Origin of the sequence: Treponema berlinense (assembly GCF_052273165.1) — a bacterium.
Taxonomy (GTDB): Bacteria; Spirochaetota; Spirochaetia; order Treponematales; family Treponemataceae; genus Treponema_D; species Treponema_D berlinense_A.
This window is the reverse complement of the sequence record NZ_DAVZIU010000019.1, coordinates 1-15,823: the sequence shown is the minus strand read 5'-3', so window position 1 is coordinate 15,823 and position 15,823 is coordinate 1. Positions and strand designations below refer to the sequence as shown.

The following is a 15,823-nucleotide window of genomic DNA, read 5'->3' as shown; positions in this document are numbered from 1 at the left end:
CTTTAAATTTATCAAACAAAGATAAAAGCAACGACTTTCCGGCTAGATGGAAACCACCACGAGAAGGACATCGACTTTTACAAGGTTTGAATTAAACATATCTTAAATTATGTAATCACAAAAACGTTTTGTCAAGAATGTAATTTGTAAGAAAAATATGTTTTTAAGAAAAAAACTGTCAAAAATAAACATTTGTGGACAATTTATTGAAAAAAAAAAGCCCGGTTAAAAACTTAGCCGGGCCGGGATAAACTAAAATCTTATCTTGTAATTGTTGTTGTTATTGGATAAGAAACCGTAGTTGTGCCGTAAAGAGCGGTGAACATCACCTGATAAACTCCTGCAGCAAGATTTGAAAGTGACATTGTAAACTCTGTTGCAGTGCCAGTGACTACATTATCTGCAGATTTTGCTTCAAAAGTCGTTCCGCCACTTGTTACAGTAAAGTTTAATTTGTCGTAAGCAAAATTTTCGATTTTTTTGCCTTCCGCATCTTTTACTTCTCCTGGAGTGAACGTCCATGTTACTTCGGTCTCAGTTGTCACATCAATTTCTGCTGTTTTTCCTGTGATCGTTCCTGTGTCTACAGTAATCCAGTCGGCTTGAATTTCAAGGTTGTTTTTGTCGAAGATTGCCACACTTGCGTCTGTTGAGAACATTGCGTAAAGCTCCAAGTTTTTGTAGCCTTTATATTTTTCTGGATCTGTTCCAGGTTCGTTGTATCTGCTTGCAGTTTCGCTTGTTGCGTCTTTGCTCCAGTAAGTCCAGGTATATGTGTTTTTCTTGATGATTGGAGTTGCGTCCGCTTTTATGATTTCAGTTCCAGTTGCTGAATCTTCGCAGTGATAGCTTACTATGTCCGCTGTGCTGCCGTTAGTGCCGGCTTCTGCCGCCGCTTCGTTAGCGTAGTAAGTGCCTCCATTCATAAAATATTTGAGCCTGTAGCGGTTGATTGTGTTTCCAAATGCTTTAGTTCCTGTCGGTTCTGCTGGTGCGGTCGCAAGGTCAACAAGCGTCCAGTCAGATTCTCCTGCGTCGTTTACTGCGCGGATTCTTGCAAAATAGCGTTTTCCAAGTTCAAGGCGGAGTTGAGCCTTTGTATTTCCGGAAAGAAGAGAGCCGTCTTCGCGGTTTGTTGCTGAGCTAAATTTGTTGTCATAAGTTTCGGATTTTCCGGCTGTCAAAGCTGTTGTCCATCCAGCGTCCGCATCGGCCGGAGGAGTAACTGAGTCTGCATCGTTAAATTCAAGAACTTCGATTTCAAAATTGTTTTCGTTTTTAGAACCACGTTCCCATTCAAATGCTGTAGTGTACCAGCCAGAGAACTTGTCCTCGCTGTTTTCCACATAGCCTGCTTTAAATTCTGTTGGTGCTGCCGGTTCTTTTCCGATTATGTTTGGAATACCAACTGCATTTGTTATTTCTTTTCCAGGAAGAACAATAAGAACGTCGCTCCAGTAGAATTTTTTAGGCAAGCCTGTTTTTTCAAATGTTATTTTGAAAAGATAAGTTCCAGGGGTAAAAGAATCAATTTTATACTCTACGGCATTTGCCTCATCAGTTGAAGCGGCTGTAAAAGCAACATCTTTTTCTGTCGGGGCGGCATCTGCTCCAGCGTCTGCTCCTGTTGTAAGAAGATAGATTCCGGCTTTTGCAGTGAATCCTGTTGGAAGTGTCCAACTGTCAGTATAAAGCTTCATTGCGATTGTAGCTTCTTTTGTAAGACCGTCTGGAGAAAGCGTAAATTTTGCCGTGTCGCCGTTGAGCATATCCATTGACGAATAACCGATAAGAACAGCATCGTCTTTAAGAGTTGCTTCAGTCGGGGCTGTTGCTCCCTGAGGAGCTACTGCGACAAGTGTAAATTCCCAGACAGAACTGTTTGCCGGAATATTTATTTTTCCGACAGTCTTTGAATCATTGCCTCCTGCAGCATCTGTATTTCCCGTAAATGTCACTTTTTCAGGTCCAAAAGTTCCTCCAGAAGTATTTGTACCGTAAAGGTAAAAATCTACTCCATCAGAATCAAAAGAATCCGGGATAATTGTACGGTTTGCGCGGTTTGCGTTTTTAGAAGCCTGAGTTACGACTTCGTCGTAGTTTGTAACTTCAATGTTCAGTGTGTTTTTGTTTTCTGAACTTGAACTTACGTTTGCATCGGTGAGATTTGAGCACGAGGCAAAAATCATTGCAGCGCAGATTGCAAAGAATGCAAAAATGCTTTTTCTGTTTTTCATAAAATCCTCCTATATAAAGAACAGTTAATTTTGTTAGTTTTAATGTGCGCAAGGCGCACAAACTGCCGGTCTTGCGGCAGGGGTAGTAGGGGCGGCAGAGCCGTTCGCTTGCGAATGAAACCCCGAATAACCCGGTTTTTGCTATGCAAAAAGCCGCCCGATAAACTTTGCTCCGCTTTTTTTGGGGGGCTAGTTCATAAAGTAAATGATTACTATGCAGTCGTCTGTGTAGCTGTTTCCCTCCTTGTCTGTTACTGTAAGCGCAAGTTTATAAGTGCCGGTTTTTAAGTTAGAAGATGGCACGTACAACGAAAAGGCCCGCGTTGTCATTGATGAGCCGTTCGCAAGGTTGCAGATTATGTTTTTTTCGATGGTTGACTTTACGATTGTTCCCATCTGGCCTGTTGTTGTCACTTCCTCGACTTTTGTGATTTTCCATTGATACGAAGTGCATCTTGGTGGCGCGTAAAGACTTAGTGTTCCGTCGCAACGCAGAAAATATTTTGGAGAAAGCATATTTTTTTCGTTAAAACCTGATTCTCCTGGCGCGATTCCTGATTTTTTTTCTGAAGTTGAATCCGTACTTGTAAAATTTGTGTTGTAATTGTCTACAACATCGTCAATCGAAGATGCGCAGCTGTTTAGAACGCTCAACAAAAAAATTGTAACAAAGGTGAATAAAATTTTTTTGAGAAAATCAAATTGTTCAAAAAAGGCAGAATATGTCTTTAAGACTGGACTTTTCCGGTTCATTTTTTTTCTCCGATTTTAAAATTTGCACCAAGTTCTGTGCTTATCACAATTTTTTGGACAGAATTCCATTGAGCCGAGACTTTTAGCAAAAAATATTTCCAGTTTATTCCGAGCTTTGTTCCAATATTAAACGAAATGAACGGTTTTGAAGTTGCAGATTCTGTGCCAAAATTTCTGTTCCACAGAAGGCAGAGTCCTGTTCCTGCGAAAATCTCCGCACAGAATCCAATCTCGTTGTTTACAAACGGCATTACAAAAATTCCGAACGGCGCGCACAAATCAAGCCCCGCAAGAAGTGGAGAGTCCAGTCTGGTGTTGTTTTTTGTGTATTTGTAAGGATAGTTTGATTCTGGAAAACCGATGTACGGGCTTACGTAAATTCCTGTGTAAAAAGGCGACAAAAGGTCGTATGTTAAAAATTCTGTCGAAAATCCCGCCGACAAATTGTATGGAGAAGGCGCGGAACGCAGGTTTGCAGAAATGCATAGATATTTTCCGTGACGGGTTTTAAAAGTGCCGTTTGTTATTCCCCAGCCGCGTGAAGAAGCGCTGCCACCCTTGGACTTTAATTCGCCGTAATTTTCTGCGCTTATAATTTTTTTCGGAGGCTTTTGTCCTGGAGATAAAAGCACGTCTTTTACAAAAAATTCAAAAATCGAGCCGCTTTCGTAGCCGATAAGAATCCGTGAATTGTCCGAATTAAATTCAAAATCTGTAAGGGCCGAAAAATCGCAGGAAGGAATGTAGCCGAGCCATTTTTCTTTTGATAAATCATAGAGTTCTATTTCGTCATTTTCTGTCACGATTGCAATTTTATTCCCTTTTTTTTCTTTATTGAGAGGTTTTATTCCTTTTATTTTGTGGAGAGTGTCGATTGAAAGGAGCTTTTCGCCTTCGAGGCTGTAAATGCAAAAACTTGTTTCGTTTTCCGGCGCGATTATTGAACTGTTGTCTGCCAAAAATTGAACAGGAATTTCTGTCTGCGTGTAAATTTCGCTCAACTTTAGAATTTCTGACTGGGAATTGCAGTTCCAGATTATAGCCGTTCCGTCTTTTGATGTGCTTGCAAGAAAATTTTCGTTCCTGCTAAAATTCAGACTGTAGATTTCAGAATCGTGTCCTTTTAGTTCCTTAAAAATCGCATCTTTTGTAAAACGCAGTTTAAAAAATAACTTGAGCGAATTGTCGTCGGACGCAATCGCCACATAGTCCGAATTTTTAGTGGCTGCGACGGCTTTTATTTCATTTTTATTCCTGCAATCAAGCTTAAAATAAGGTTCTTTATTGAATTTGAGAAATCCGTCTTCGGCACTTTCTATATTCCAGACAGAAAAATAGCCGTCCTTCGTAATTGCCAGAAGAATTTGGTGTTTTCCTTCGGTCGAAAACATTATTTTATCGATATTTTTAATGCTTAGAGTGTCTGAAAGTTCGTAGGTAGAGCAGCTGCGTAAAAAAACGGTATTTTCTTCGGTAAAGGCAAAAAATTCATCGTTCTTGCTCCAGGCAAGATTTGTTACTGGGAAAGGAGTCTTTACGATTTGGGAAAAAATCGGAAATGTAAAAAATAATAAAATTAACAGAAAGAAAATGTTAATTTTTGCTAAATAATGTAACTCTCTCAAAAAAAACTACTCCCGCCATCAGCCTCCGAACAAAAAATCGGGGGGGGGGGTGGCTTCTTCTTTTTCTTTTCGGCAGGTTTTGTAAAAAACTTTAATATTTTTTTTTATACCTGTCAAACAAACTCTATTTGTGGTATATTTTTTTTATGAAAGAAAAAATTAAAATTGCAGTTCTTGTAAGCGGAGGCGGAACAAACCTTCAGGCTTTGATTGATTACGAAAAAAACACAGAAAATTGTCCTTATCAGATTGAAATTGTAATTGCAGACACAAAAAAAGCGTATGCGCTCGAAAGGGCTCAGAACGCAGGAATAAAAACAAAAATCGTTTCTCCATTTGCTGTTTTGGGAGAACAAAAGGCAAAGACCGTCAGCAAGGAAGAAAAACGCATTGCTGTTTCTGACGCTGCGCTAAATGCTGCAAAAGAGTCTGGTTGCGATGCCATTGTTCTTGCAGGCTGGCTCACAGTTTTGAGCGGAAAAATTATTCAGGAATATTCAGGAAAAATAGTGAACTTGCATCCAGCTCTTCTTCCAAAATTTGGAGGAGTAGGAATGTGGGGACACAACGTCCACGAAGCAGTTCTTGCCGCTGGCGAGAAAGAATCCGGCTGTACTGTGCATCTCGTAGACAGCGGTTGCGATACTGGAAAAATCCTCGTTCAGAAAAAAGTGCCGGTCATGCCAGACGACACTCCAGAAACACTTTACGCGCGCATTGCCCCTCAAGAGCACAGAGCAATGGTCGAAGGCGTGTGTCAACTGGCAGAAATGCTTTTAAGGTGAGCGTCTTGTCTAGCAGATTTTAATTTCGCTGGATATAAGTTGCTTTTGGCCTTGCCGTAATTATTACGCGGCGGTTTTGCGCCCTGCCTTCTGCGGTTTCGTTTGAAGCAACTGGCTGAGTGCCGCCGTATCCTCTGTAAGAGAAAATTGAACGGTCTAGACCGTTTTTTACGAGCTCGTCAATTATGGTCTGAGTTCGCTCAATGCTCAGTTTCATCTGCCCATGTGGCTTGTTTACGTCTGCGGTGTGTCCTTCAATCAAAATTGTATAGGCATTATCAGAATTCAATTTTTTAAGGCTTTCGGCAAGTTTTTGAACTTTCTGCACTTCGCCGTCCAGAAGTTTTGGACTGTCGGCAACAAATTTTAAATCATAAAGAATCTGAATTCCTCGCGCTGTGTCCTGAATTACTGTCGCTTGTTCTTCGTTAAACAGGCGCTGTTTAATTTCGCGGAGGTCGGCATAGTATTGTTCAGTTTTTTGAGGAACCGCAATGTCTGTAACAAGATTTTTTTTGTCTAAAAGAATTACGATTTTTCCTTGCTTTAAAAGTTCAACATTTTCAGGAATACAAAGAATTTTTAAGGCGTCCCTTTTTGAAATAACAGGATCCGTGCGGAATCTCCCAAAAACTTTTCTCGCATTTATGTAAAGCGGATCAAGTCCAATTCTTTTGGCGTAGATAGATTCGTCTTCCGTCCAGTCGTAGTGAACAAGACCTTCCTGTTTTCCAATTTCTGGATCTTGAGTATTTCGCTCATAAATCAAGTTCATATCCTCGTCCCAAATTTTAGGAAAAAAACAAGGCATAATTTCGTCTTTTGTAAATTCCCCTTGAACGTCGAGTTCTCCGCGGGCGTCGATTATAATTCCCGTATAAACCCGGCTTGGAATATTTTGCAATGGAGGAAGCGGTTTGTAAGCGGTTTTGTGCCGGATTAAAAGCGAAGAAAGATCGAGAGTGCTCAGGTTACTGTCAATTTTTAAAACTGATGCAGAATTTACAAAAATGCCCGGACTTTTTTTAGAACCGTCTACAATATTTCCAACTTGTTCGAGCGTAATCGTGTTGTCAAAAATAAGGTCCGCAAGCTGGGTCTCGTTGTCGACCAAAAGCGAAAGAAGCGGATCTTTTACCAAATCCGGCAGTTCTGTTTTTATCCGGTTTACTGCGCTCATTTTTCCGGAAGGCATTGCAATATTGCTTTTTTCCAAATCAAGATAAACCGAAGAACTAAAACTGTTTTTTGTCCAGTCAATTCTGCTTTTGCTTTCGAGGTCGCCGTTTTGTGCAAAAATCATGCAGGCGCTAAAAAAAAACGTGAGTAAAAAAACTTTTTTCAATTTAATCTCCAAAAGACTGTCTTTTTTTGTACGGGGCCATTTTTGCTTCGCAAAAACCAGGCTATCCAGGGCTACGGCATTCGCCTCCGACCAAACGCAGGCGTTTGTTTTCGCTGCGCTCACCCTTACTATCCCTTGTCCTCATTTTCGGCATTTTTTTATCTTATATAAAGAATTTTACCTTCAGAAAGAATATCTCCGTCTTTTAATCCATTTATTTTTTGAAGAGTTAAAACGCTCGTTCCGTATTTTTTAGAAATCGACCAAAGAGTTTCTCCTTTTTTTACAATATGCCTTGCCGAAGAATAGCTTTCGTTATTGCCCGCAAAAATTTCATTCAAGGCGATTTTTGCACTTTCTTTCATTCCTGCAGGAAGCCGAAGCTGGTATTTCTGGTTTGGCGGAGTGCAGTTTTGGAGAAGGGCAGGATTCAATTTTTTTAAAATCGAAGGTTCCATTTTTAATTCGGAAGAAAGCCTGTCCAGATTTATCTGTTTTTCTGTGGTCAAAAAGTCAAATTCTGCGTATCGTTTAGAAGATGTAATTTCCGGCAAAGACATTCCGTATTTTTTTTCTTTTGTCGCAAGAATGCAGATTGCAAGGAGTTTCGGCACATATTGAACGCTTTGGTCGCGCAAAAGCCCTTTTTCCGAAATATACCAGAAATCTTTTTTTTCGCTTTTGCTCAAAATTTTCTTCATTGCGCCGGCTCCGCAGTTGTAAGCGGCAATTGCAAGTGGCCAGTCCTTAAACTGCCTGTAATTTTCTTCGAGTTTTTTTAATGCAGCGTCTGTGCTCAGCCAGGGATCGAAACGCTCGTCAATGTATTCATTTTTTTTTAAAAGTCCTGCAATCGAGTTGTCCATAAACTGCCAGAGTCCGCGTGCTCCGCTTTTGCTTACTGCAAGAGGTTTGTATTCGCTTTCTACAACCGGAAGGTATTCCAGTGCAGCAGGCAGGTTCTTTTTTTTTAGTTCCTGACGCACGTAAAGTCGGTAAAGTTCACCGTTGTCTAAAATCTCAGAAAGCTGTCGTTTTCCAAAAGGTTTTGTGTATTGCTCAATGTATTTTTTTATCTGTTTTTTTGCATAAGTCGAATCAGGAATTTGTATTCCGCCAGCCTGTTTTTCGTCAAAAGAAACTTCCTGTGGCTCTTGTGTTTTTAAAATCTCTAAAAATTCTTCTGGAGTAATTTTTTCAAGAAAATCACTAGCTTTTACAGAATTTTGGTTTTTTAAAAAGACAAAAAAAGGCAGGATTGCAAAAATGAGTTTTAGTCTACAGTTTTTCACCATAGTAAATTCCAGCCCATTCCCAGCGTCCGTGTATTTCCGGGTCTACGGGAAAATTCACCTTTCTAAAATACAGGTACCAGACAGGCATATAAGGGCTCCAGCCTGTTGTTCTCAAATAAGCTTCGTTTGGATTTGAAGATTCATCGAGTTTATCGTTGTATCGGATTCTTTGTCCGACCATAAAACCTTTCATCGAGAAGTTTTCAAGCGCGTTTGCATCTGTTTCGCTTGATTTCCAGGACATTGCAAAGAAATTTACTTTTGAGCGGTATTTATCGAGAGAACGCCAGTCGTAGCGTCTTATTGCAGTTTTTACCGCTTTTTCCAAAGCGTCGAGGGATTCAAAAGTCCAGTCCTTTGTCGAATTGGAAAAATCGACCATTTTTCTGGCATTTGAATACGCATCTGGAATTCCTGGAATCTGAATTGTCGAGGCGTCAGGCTGTTTTAAAAAAAGCGAGTAGGATTTTAGAGCCTGATTGTATTCGCCTTCTTTTTCGTATTCGAGTGCAAGCCTAACATACATTTCTGTAATGCTCACAAGCGAAGGAAAACGGTTTACGAGTTGGTTAAAATACGAAATTTTATTTGTGGAATCTGTGCTGATTTGAATTAAGTGCTGAAGGCAGATAAAGTGGACCGATTTTCCCTGAACGAGAAGATCTGGATAATTTTTAAGTATCCGGTTAAAGTAATACTCTGCGACTGCTTCTGCTCCGCTTTCAAGATAACTTGAAGCAACCATCAAAAGCCAGTACGCGTTGTAAATGTCTTTCGGATTTTTTTCTACCCAGTCCGTCAAAAAAAGAATCATTTCACTTGAATTTTTTGAAGAATAAAGCGAATTTGCAATTCTGTTTATTACCGCATATCTAGTTTGTGCCGAAAGATTTTTTTCGTTTAGAAGAAGGTTTAACTGGACAAGATTTTCATTATTTTTTTTAGCTGAACATGAAAAATTAGAAAAAAGCAAAGGTGCTGTAAAACACAAAAAAACAAAAAATCTCAAATTTATCTTCATATTTAAAGATTAACAAAGTGCTTTCTTATTGGCAAGAGGGCGAAACTTGTTGTATTCTATTAGTTAGAGTTAATATCTGAATTTGGGGCAAAAATGAAAAAACTGGCAGCGACAACATTGAATATTATTCTGGCTATCGGCGTTGTTTGTATTTTGGCAGGAATTCTTCTGTTTCCGCGTCTTGCGAGTCATTTTAACGCTCATGTCGAAACTTGGACTGTTATTCTTACGGTTGTCGGAGCGCTCGTTTTTTATTTTTCTCTCGTAAAATACAGTTCTGCCTTAGTTTTTTTTCTTGGACTTTACGCTCTTCTTACTGGTTTTCTGTTTATGATTATTGGTTCCGGACTTGTTCCATTTGGAATTGAAGGTCTTTGGCCAGTTTCAATTATTCTTGCAGGTTTTAGCATTCTTTTCACAGGAATTACAAAAGATCGGCGCATTCGTGTTTCTTACCTTTTCCCATCTGTTTTTTTAATCGGAATGGGTTTTTACTTTTTGCTTTTTTCTCTCAATTTGATTTCGATGGGTTTTAGAAAGTGGATTTCGATTTTCTGGCCACTGTTTCCAGTTTTTCTTGGAATCTGCCTCATTATTCTGTTTTTAATTCAGCAGAATCCGGCCGCGCACTTTCCTTATGACAAAAGCGAAAGCCTTGAAAATGATTTTGAAGAGGATGCAAAGGAATGAAGCTGGTTTTTTACGTAACCTTTGCTTTTTCTTTTTCTCTTGTATTTTTTTCCTGTGGTTCAACTCCAAAAAGTGAATTGCAGGTGGAAAATCATTTGGAAGGACAGTACAGCGCACAGCCCTCGGAAGCAGTTTCGATAGCGCTTCCTCCAAAAAAAGAGAAAAATTTTTTTTCAGGAATTCCAGAAGAAGCGGTCAATGCTGTTGAGAACGGCTCTCCAGAATCTATAAACCTTGCATATTCGATTTTGCGGAAAAATTCAGAATTCTATACCGAAAACGAAAAAATTCTCTTAAATACAGCATATTCTTTTATGACGATTTTGTGGCAGCAGGAAAAAGTGAATTTTCAGCCGTTTGAAGGTTTGCCACCAAATCCTTACACAGGCGCAATTGAATCTGCAAAGCGCGGAATTTACGACGAAAGCACTGGCAGTTCTGATTTTTTAACCCTCGTTCTTCCTTCTTTGGTTCTTGTAACTTCCGAAACCAGAAAAGATTATTATGCTCTTGCACAGAAATCTCTTTCTTTGGCATTAAAAACAAATCCTGAAAGCGTTGTTGCCAATTTTTTGCAGGGCGTGCTTTTGCGCAGACAGAACGATTTTGAAAATGCCCTGGCTTTTTTTAAGAAAGCTTTTGATTCTTCTCCACAGACCGTAGAAACTTGCTATACTTTGGCAGACTGCAACTTTAAGTTAAAAAATTATTCAAGTTCTTACGAACTTGCAAAATCAATTCTCGAAAAAAATCAGTTTTATTCTCCTGCATTAAAACTTTGCGCAGAAAACGCATTTGCTCTTGGTGCCCTTGAAGAAAGTGAACTTTATGTTGGGCGGGTTTTGCAGCAGGAGCCGGAAAATTCTTATTTTGTTTTGTTTAGGGCAAAAATTCTTGCAGAAAAAGGTGATTATATTCGTTCTGCTTCCTTGCTTGATGTCTATGCGCTTTCAAATTCTGACAGTCGCGAATATCTTGTTTTGCGCACAAAAGTACAAAAAGACTGGAATAAAAATATGACGGCGGCCTGTGCGACAATCGAAAAAGCGCTTTCTCTTTATCCTGATGACACAGAAATTCTTCTTACTGCGGCAAGTCTTGCCAGGGAGACTGGTTCAAAAATAAATGGAAAAACCGCTGGCGAACTTGCAGAAAAAGTTCTTTTGACGGACAGCACGAACGTCGAGGCTATGAAAATTCAAGTGAATGATTTTGTAAGTCGGAAAAAATGGGGCGAAGCTTATAAGACAAGTTCTGCTCTTATAAAAATTAAAGATATCCCTGCGGAATGTATTTTTACTCACATCGATGTTTGTCTTGCATCTGGCAAAAACAACGAAGCATGGGATATTATTTCTTCTCTTTACGAAAAAAATCCAAAAAACGAGGCAGTTTTGCAAAATTATATAAAAGTTCTTGTTGCTACAGACAGGCATTCCGAGGCTTCTCAGCTTATTGAACAGAATCTTTCTGGGGCATCTTCAAAATTGAAAAGTTTCTTCTATTATGAGCGAAGTTTTTTACAGAAAAACGAAAATGCTGTTATGGTGGATTTGCGTTCGAGCCTTACTGCAAACCCTCGCAATAAGGATGCTCTTTTTCGTCTGTATCAAATCTATTTTAACAAAAAAGAATATCGCAAGGCTCAATATTATTTAAAACAAGTAGTTGCAATTTCTCCCGCAGATGAGAGCCTTTTGCTGTTAAATGCTGAGCTTGAAACGCTTCTGTCCAAATAGACATCTTTATTCTTGCCTTGCCACAATATTATCAAAATGTTATTCTTTTAAGGCTAAAAATTTAATAAAAAAGGAAGGGAAAAAATGTCTTTTATACCTTTATTGCAGAATGGTGCTCAGGGACAGGGCAACATGCTTATGTCTGTAGTTCCGTTTATCTTAATCATTGCAATTTTCTATTTCTTCATTATTCGTCCGCAGAATAAAAAGCAGAAGGAAACTGAAAAAATGATTAACGCCCTTAAAAAAGGCGACAAAGTTGTTACAATCGGTGGAATCCACGGAACTGTAAGCTCTACAAAAGAAAAAACTGTTGTTGTAAAAGTTGATTCAAATACTCAGATTGAATTTTCTCGCTCTGCAATTTCTGCAGTTGTTACAGAAAAAACAGTTGCAAAAGCTTCTCCTAAAAAAGCAAAGAAAGCTGAAGAAGTAAAAGCAGAAGAGCCAACTGTTGAAGTAAAAGCAGAAGTTACAGCAGAAGAAAAAACAGCAGAAGAAAATAAATAGTTTTCAGGGTGGAATTATTAAATGAATAAACGCAGTCGTTTTATTCTTATTTTGGTTGTGCTTGCCGTTTGCGCGCTTTTTTTAAGGCCGTCGGTAAAATGGTATTTTGGCACACCAGATGAGATTCAGAAAGTGGCTTTGAGTTCACTTGAAAAAATCAAGGATGAATCAGAGAAAAAGGCAAGAGAAGAAGTTGCCCTTGTTAAAGAAATGGCAAACAAAGATGCAAATGCTTCTTTGGATAAATCTTACTCTTACGTTGTAAAAGCAGCAAAAAAAGCATATAAAGCTGCTAAAAAAGATATTCCTTCGGACATGAACCTCGCAGCGGTTCTCTCTGCATTTTCAAGTTCATCGGAATTGCAAGCGGTATTTGAAAATTATTACCGCTCGCTTTATTTAAAAGCAAAACACAATTACAATTCGTCTGTAAAACTTGGTCTTGACCTTTCTGGCGGTATGAATATTATCGTAAAGGCAGATTTGGATGCAGCGCTTGCTAAACAGAAAGAAAATTCTGAAGTTGGAAATCCAGATGCTTTTAAAGAACAGGCAATGGCACAGGCCCTGGAGACTCTTACATCTTCAATCGATAAATTCGGTCTTACTTCTCCGGTTATCCGTCAGCAGGGTGAAGACAGAATTTACATCGAAATTCCAGGCCAGGCAGATGGTGAAAGCGTAAATTCTATTATTCAGGGTAAAGGAAGTTTGAATTTCCGCCTTGTTGACGAAAATGCAACAAACGCATTTGCCGCTTACTATGCTTCTGTTGGACCTGACGCATTTAAAGCAGACGGCTCACTTGCGGATCCGTCTGTAATTTCTCCAGATACTGAAGTTTTCGGTTATTATACAAAAGATTCTTATGGTCTTGACCAGAGAATTGGATACATTGCTGTTAAAAAACAGATTGCCCTCGATGGAAACCACGTAAAAGCAGCTCAGGTAAGTCGCGACCAGACAACAGGACAGACAGAAGTAAATTTCTCTCTCGATTCTGCAGGAGCATCAATTTTTGCTGATTTTACAGGCGCTCATGTAGGCGAACGTCTTGCAATCGTAAATGACAACAAAGTAAAATCTGCTGCTACAATTCGCCAGGCTATTACTGGTGGAAACGTAAGTCTTTCTGGTGGTTTTAGTGTAGAAGAAGCTCAGAATATTCAGAAAGTTCTCCAGACTTCTTATCTTGAAGTTCCGTTAAAGATTGAAAGTCAGCAGGTTGTCGGAGCGTCTCTTGGAAAACAGGCAATTCATCAGGGAATGATGGCTTTGGCTCTTGGTCTTGGCCTTGTATTCATCTTTATGATTGCTTATTACATTGGTGCTGGTTTTTATGCAGTTATTGCGCAGATTCTCAACATGTACATCATGTTCTCTGTGCTTTCAGCATTCAACCTTACGCTTACACTTTCTTCTGTTGCCGGTATGATTCTTACAGTTGGTATGTCTGTTGACGCCAACGTAATTATTTTTGAACGCATTAAAGAAGAGCTTGCGCTTGGAAAGAGCCGTGCTGCAGCAATTGCTTCAGGTTTTGACAACGCATTCTGGGCTATTATGGACTCTAACATTACTACATTTATAGCAGCCCTGTTCTTGAGTCAGCTTGGTACAGGTTCAATCCAGGGATTTGCCGTTTCTCTTGCAATTGGTGTATGTTCATCAGTATTTACAGCACTGGTAATTTCTCGTCTTATGTTTGACTTTAACACAGATGTAATCGGACAGAAAAAAATCAGTATCGGCTGGGGAGTTAAGCAGTAATGAAAAAAGTAATTCATTTTAGTAAATTTTTCCCTGCAGCAGTTGTTTTGAGTGCAGTGCTTATCGTTTCTGGAATTGTAAGCCTTTGTGTTCGCGGAATGAACTGGGGTCTTGAATTTAAACCAGGTCAGAATATTCAGGTTAGTGTTGCAACAGAAACGGATTCTGACAAAATCGCAGAGCTTCTTTCTTCTAATAAAATCAACGCTTCTGTAAAGTCTGCTGGAGATGAAAATACTTATCAGGTTCGCACTGAATCGGGCGAAAGTGTAGAAAATGCAATTAAGTCTGTTCTTACAGAAAAATATGGCAACGAAAATGTTGTAATTGAACAGAGTCAGTCAATCAGCGCACAGTTTTCAAAATCTTTGATTCGTGATTCTATCGTTTTGGTTTTGGCAACTTTGGTTTTGATTTTTGCATACACTTTGTTCCGCTTTAAGTGGGATGCAGCCCTTGGTTCTGTAATTGCCGTTATTCACGATGCTTTGATTATGATTTCATTCTTTACATGGTCACAGCTTGAATTTACAACGACTTCAATCGCTGCAATTCTTACGATCATCGGTTATTCAATTAACGCAACAGTCGTAATCCTTGATCGCGTTCGTTCAGACATGAAGATAGTGGAGGCAAAAACTTTCAAGGATATTCTTGACAGTTCTCTTACTGCAACTTTGAGCCGTTCTGTAATTACGACAATTACAACACTTTTTGCTGTTCTTGCCCTCGTTGTATTTACAACTGGCGACATCGAGAATTTTGCAATTGCGCTTGTAGTTGGTCTTATTTCGGGATGTTATTCATCATTGTTTATTGCAGGTGCATTCATCGCAACTGTAAGAAAAAACTGGAAGCCAGTTGCAGTTTTGCCAAAAGCAAATCTTCGTTCAGAAGAAGAAATCGAATAGTTTTTGACTTTTAATGAATAATTAAGCCGTGGATTTTTATCTGCGGCTTTTTTTTATGCTCTTTTGCTTGTAATGAATTTTATAAAATGCGATATTTAAAATCTATGAAAATTATTCGTGCAGAAAAAATGGGTTTTTGTGCCGGTGTGCGGCATGCTGTAAAAACGGCAGATAATGCTCTTGAAGAAAATAAAAACGGACAGGTTTATTCATTTGGACCTCTTATTCATAATCCTTTGGCCCTAAAAACCTTTGAAAACCGCGGACTGAAAATTCTTGATGAAGAAAGAATCTCCTATGTAAAAAGAGAAGATACGGTTGTAATTCGGGCTCATGGAGTTCCTCCAGAAATAAAAGAAGAACTTGAAAAAACTGGTGCAAAAATTTTGGATGGAACTTGTCCAATCGTGCAGACCAACCAAAAAAAATGTGCAGATTTTGCAAAAAATGGCTGGATTATTTTTTTTACAGGAGATGCGAATCACGGAGAGGTTATTGGAATTGAAGGCGCAGCTAGACGTGGTGCGGAGGATGCCAGAAAAAAACTGAATTTTGTCCTTATAAAATCTGTCGAAGAAGCTGTTTTTGAATATAGAAAGCTTTTTTCAAAAAACGTACTAGAAAACTGTGTTTTGATAAGTCAGACGACTTTTAGTGTAAAACTGTTTGATGAAATTGCAGCTGTTCTAAAAAAAAAGATTCCTGATTTAAAGGTTTTGCGCACTATTTGTCCTGCAACCTACGACCGGCAGGACAGTTTGACAGATTTGTGCAAAAAAGTGGACGGAGTTCTTGTAATTGGCGGAAAAAACAGCGCAAATACAAATCGACTTTACGGAAAAGCAAAGTCGATTTGTAGACATGCCGCCCTGATTGAAAAAGCAGATGAAATTCCTGAGGAATTTTTTTCTCTTCAAAAAGTCGGGCTTACGGCAGGAGCAAGTACTCCAGACGATGTTATTGATGAAGTTGAGAAAAATCTGTCAAAAAGTTTTTAGTTTTTTTTTAGATTTTATATCTATCATACTTTATAATGGTTCTAAGAAATTAAAAAAGTTTTGAAAATTATTCACGATTGCGAGCTTAAAATGAAAAAAATTATCAAAGTTTTTATACTTCTGTTGGCATGTTTTTTTGTTTCA

Annotated in this window: 13 protein-coding genes; 7 read left to right on the top strand and 6 right to left on the bottom strand. The window is 38.9% G+C overall.

What is annotated here, in order from left to right; translation table 11 throughout:
- Nucleotides 1-260: 260 nt before the first annotated feature.
- From ACT6XC_RS07240 to ACT6XC_RS07230, 3 genes are all read right to left on the bottom strand, one after another.
- Nucleotides 261-2,237, bottom strand: coding sequence for a hypothetical protein (locus ACT6XC_RS07240; protein WP_443741320.1), 1,977 nt, complete (start codon nucleotides 2,235-2,237; stop codon nucleotides 261-263).
- 189 nt (nucleotides 2,238-2,426) lie between these two features.
- Nucleotides 2,427-2,990: a hypothetical protein gene (locus tag ACT6XC_RS07235; protein ID WP_443741319.1), complete on the bottom strand. Its 564-nt coding sequence runs from the start codon at nucleotides 2,988-2,990 to the stop codon at nucleotides 2,427-2,429.
- Entirely contained in the window at nucleotides 2,987-4,381 is a 1,395-nt protein-coding gene (locus tag ACT6XC_RS07230; RefSeq protein WP_443741318.1) for a hypothetical protein, read from the bottom strand. Before ACT6XC_RS07230 ends, ACT6XC_RS07235 begins: the two co-directional genes overlap by 4 nt.
- A gap of 380 nt (nucleotides 4,382-4,761) precedes the next feature.
- On the opposite strand from ACT6XC_RS07230, the gene purN reads away from it, so the two are divergent.
- Nucleotides 4,762-5,400, top strand: coding sequence for a phosphoribosylglycinamide formyltransferase (gene purN / locus ACT6XC_RS07225; RefSeq protein ID WP_443741317.1), 639 nt, complete (start codon nucleotides 4,762-4,764; stop codon nucleotides 5,398-5,400).
- 19 nt (nucleotides 5,401-5,419) lie between these two features.
- Here the strand turns inward: purN and ACT6XC_RS07220 are convergent, their stop codons facing one another.
- From ACT6XC_RS07220 to ACT6XC_RS07210, 3 genes are all read right to left on the bottom strand, one after another.
- Nucleotides 5,420-6,745 carry an OmpA family protein gene (locus tag ACT6XC_RS07220; protein ID WP_443737555.1) on the bottom strand — a complete coding sequence of 442 codons (1,326 nt, stop codon included), beginning with the start codon at nucleotides 6,743-6,745 and terminating at the stop codon, nucleotides 5,420-5,422.
- 158 nt (nucleotides 6,746-6,903) lie between these two features.
- Nucleotides 6,904-8,040, bottom strand: a complete 1,137-nt coding sequence (locus ACT6XC_RS07215; protein WP_443741316.1) for a transglycosylase SLT domain-containing protein — start codon at nucleotides 8,038-8,040, stop codon at nucleotides 6,904-6,906.
- A complete protein-coding gene (locus ACT6XC_RS07210) occupies nucleotides 8,024-9,061 on the bottom strand; it encodes a tetratricopeptide repeat protein (RefSeq protein ID WP_443741315.1) in 1,038 nt (345 codons plus the stop codon). Before ACT6XC_RS07210 ends, ACT6XC_RS07215 begins: the two co-directional genes overlap by 17 nt.
- 93 nt (nucleotides 9,062-9,154) lie before the next feature.
- On the opposite strand from ACT6XC_RS07210, the gene ACT6XC_RS07205 reads away from it, so the two are divergent.
- From ACT6XC_RS07205 to ispH, 6 genes are all read left to right on the top strand, one after another.
- Complete coding sequence (locus ACT6XC_RS07205) at nucleotides 9,155-9,751, top strand: hypothetical protein (protein ID WP_443737552.1); 597 nt, start codon at nucleotides 9,155-9,157, stop codon at nucleotides 9,749-9,751.
- Complete coding sequence (locus ACT6XC_RS07200; RefSeq protein WP_443741314.1) at nucleotides 9,748-11,490, top strand: tetratricopeptide repeat protein; 1,743 nt, start codon at nucleotides 9,748-9,750, stop codon at nucleotides 11,488-11,490. The genes ACT6XC_RS07205 and ACT6XC_RS07200 overlap by 4 nt, the downstream gene beginning before the upstream one ends.
- Before the next feature lie 84 nt (nucleotides 11,491-11,574).
- Nucleotides 11,575-12,000 (top strand): preprotein translocase subunit YajC, encoded by a 426-nt coding sequence (gene yajC, locus ACT6XC_RS07195; RefSeq protein WP_443741313.1) that lies wholly within the window; start codon nucleotides 11,575-11,577, stop codon nucleotides 11,998-12,000.
- Between the two features lie 21 nt (nucleotides 12,001-12,021).
- The gene (secD, locus tag ACT6XC_RS07190; RefSeq protein ID WP_443737549.1) at nucleotides 12,022-13,770 is read left to right on the top strand and encodes a protein translocase subunit SecD; all 1,749 of its coding nucleotides are present in this window, start codon (nucleotides 12,022-12,024) and stop codon (nucleotides 13,768-13,770) included.
- Entirely contained in the window at nucleotides 13,770-14,681 is a 912-nt protein-coding gene (gene secF, locus ACT6XC_RS07185; protein ID WP_443737548.1) for a protein translocase subunit SecF, read from the top strand. The genes secD and secF overlap by 1 nt, the downstream gene beginning before the upstream one ends.
- Before the next feature lie 104 nt (nucleotides 14,682-14,785).
- A complete protein-coding gene (gene ispH / locus ACT6XC_RS07180; RefSeq protein ID WP_443741312.1) occupies nucleotides 14,786-15,679 on the top strand; it encodes a 4-hydroxy-3-methylbut-2-enyl diphosphate reductase in 894 nt (297 codons plus the stop codon).
- Nucleotides 15,680-15,823: the final 144 nt, after the last annotated feature.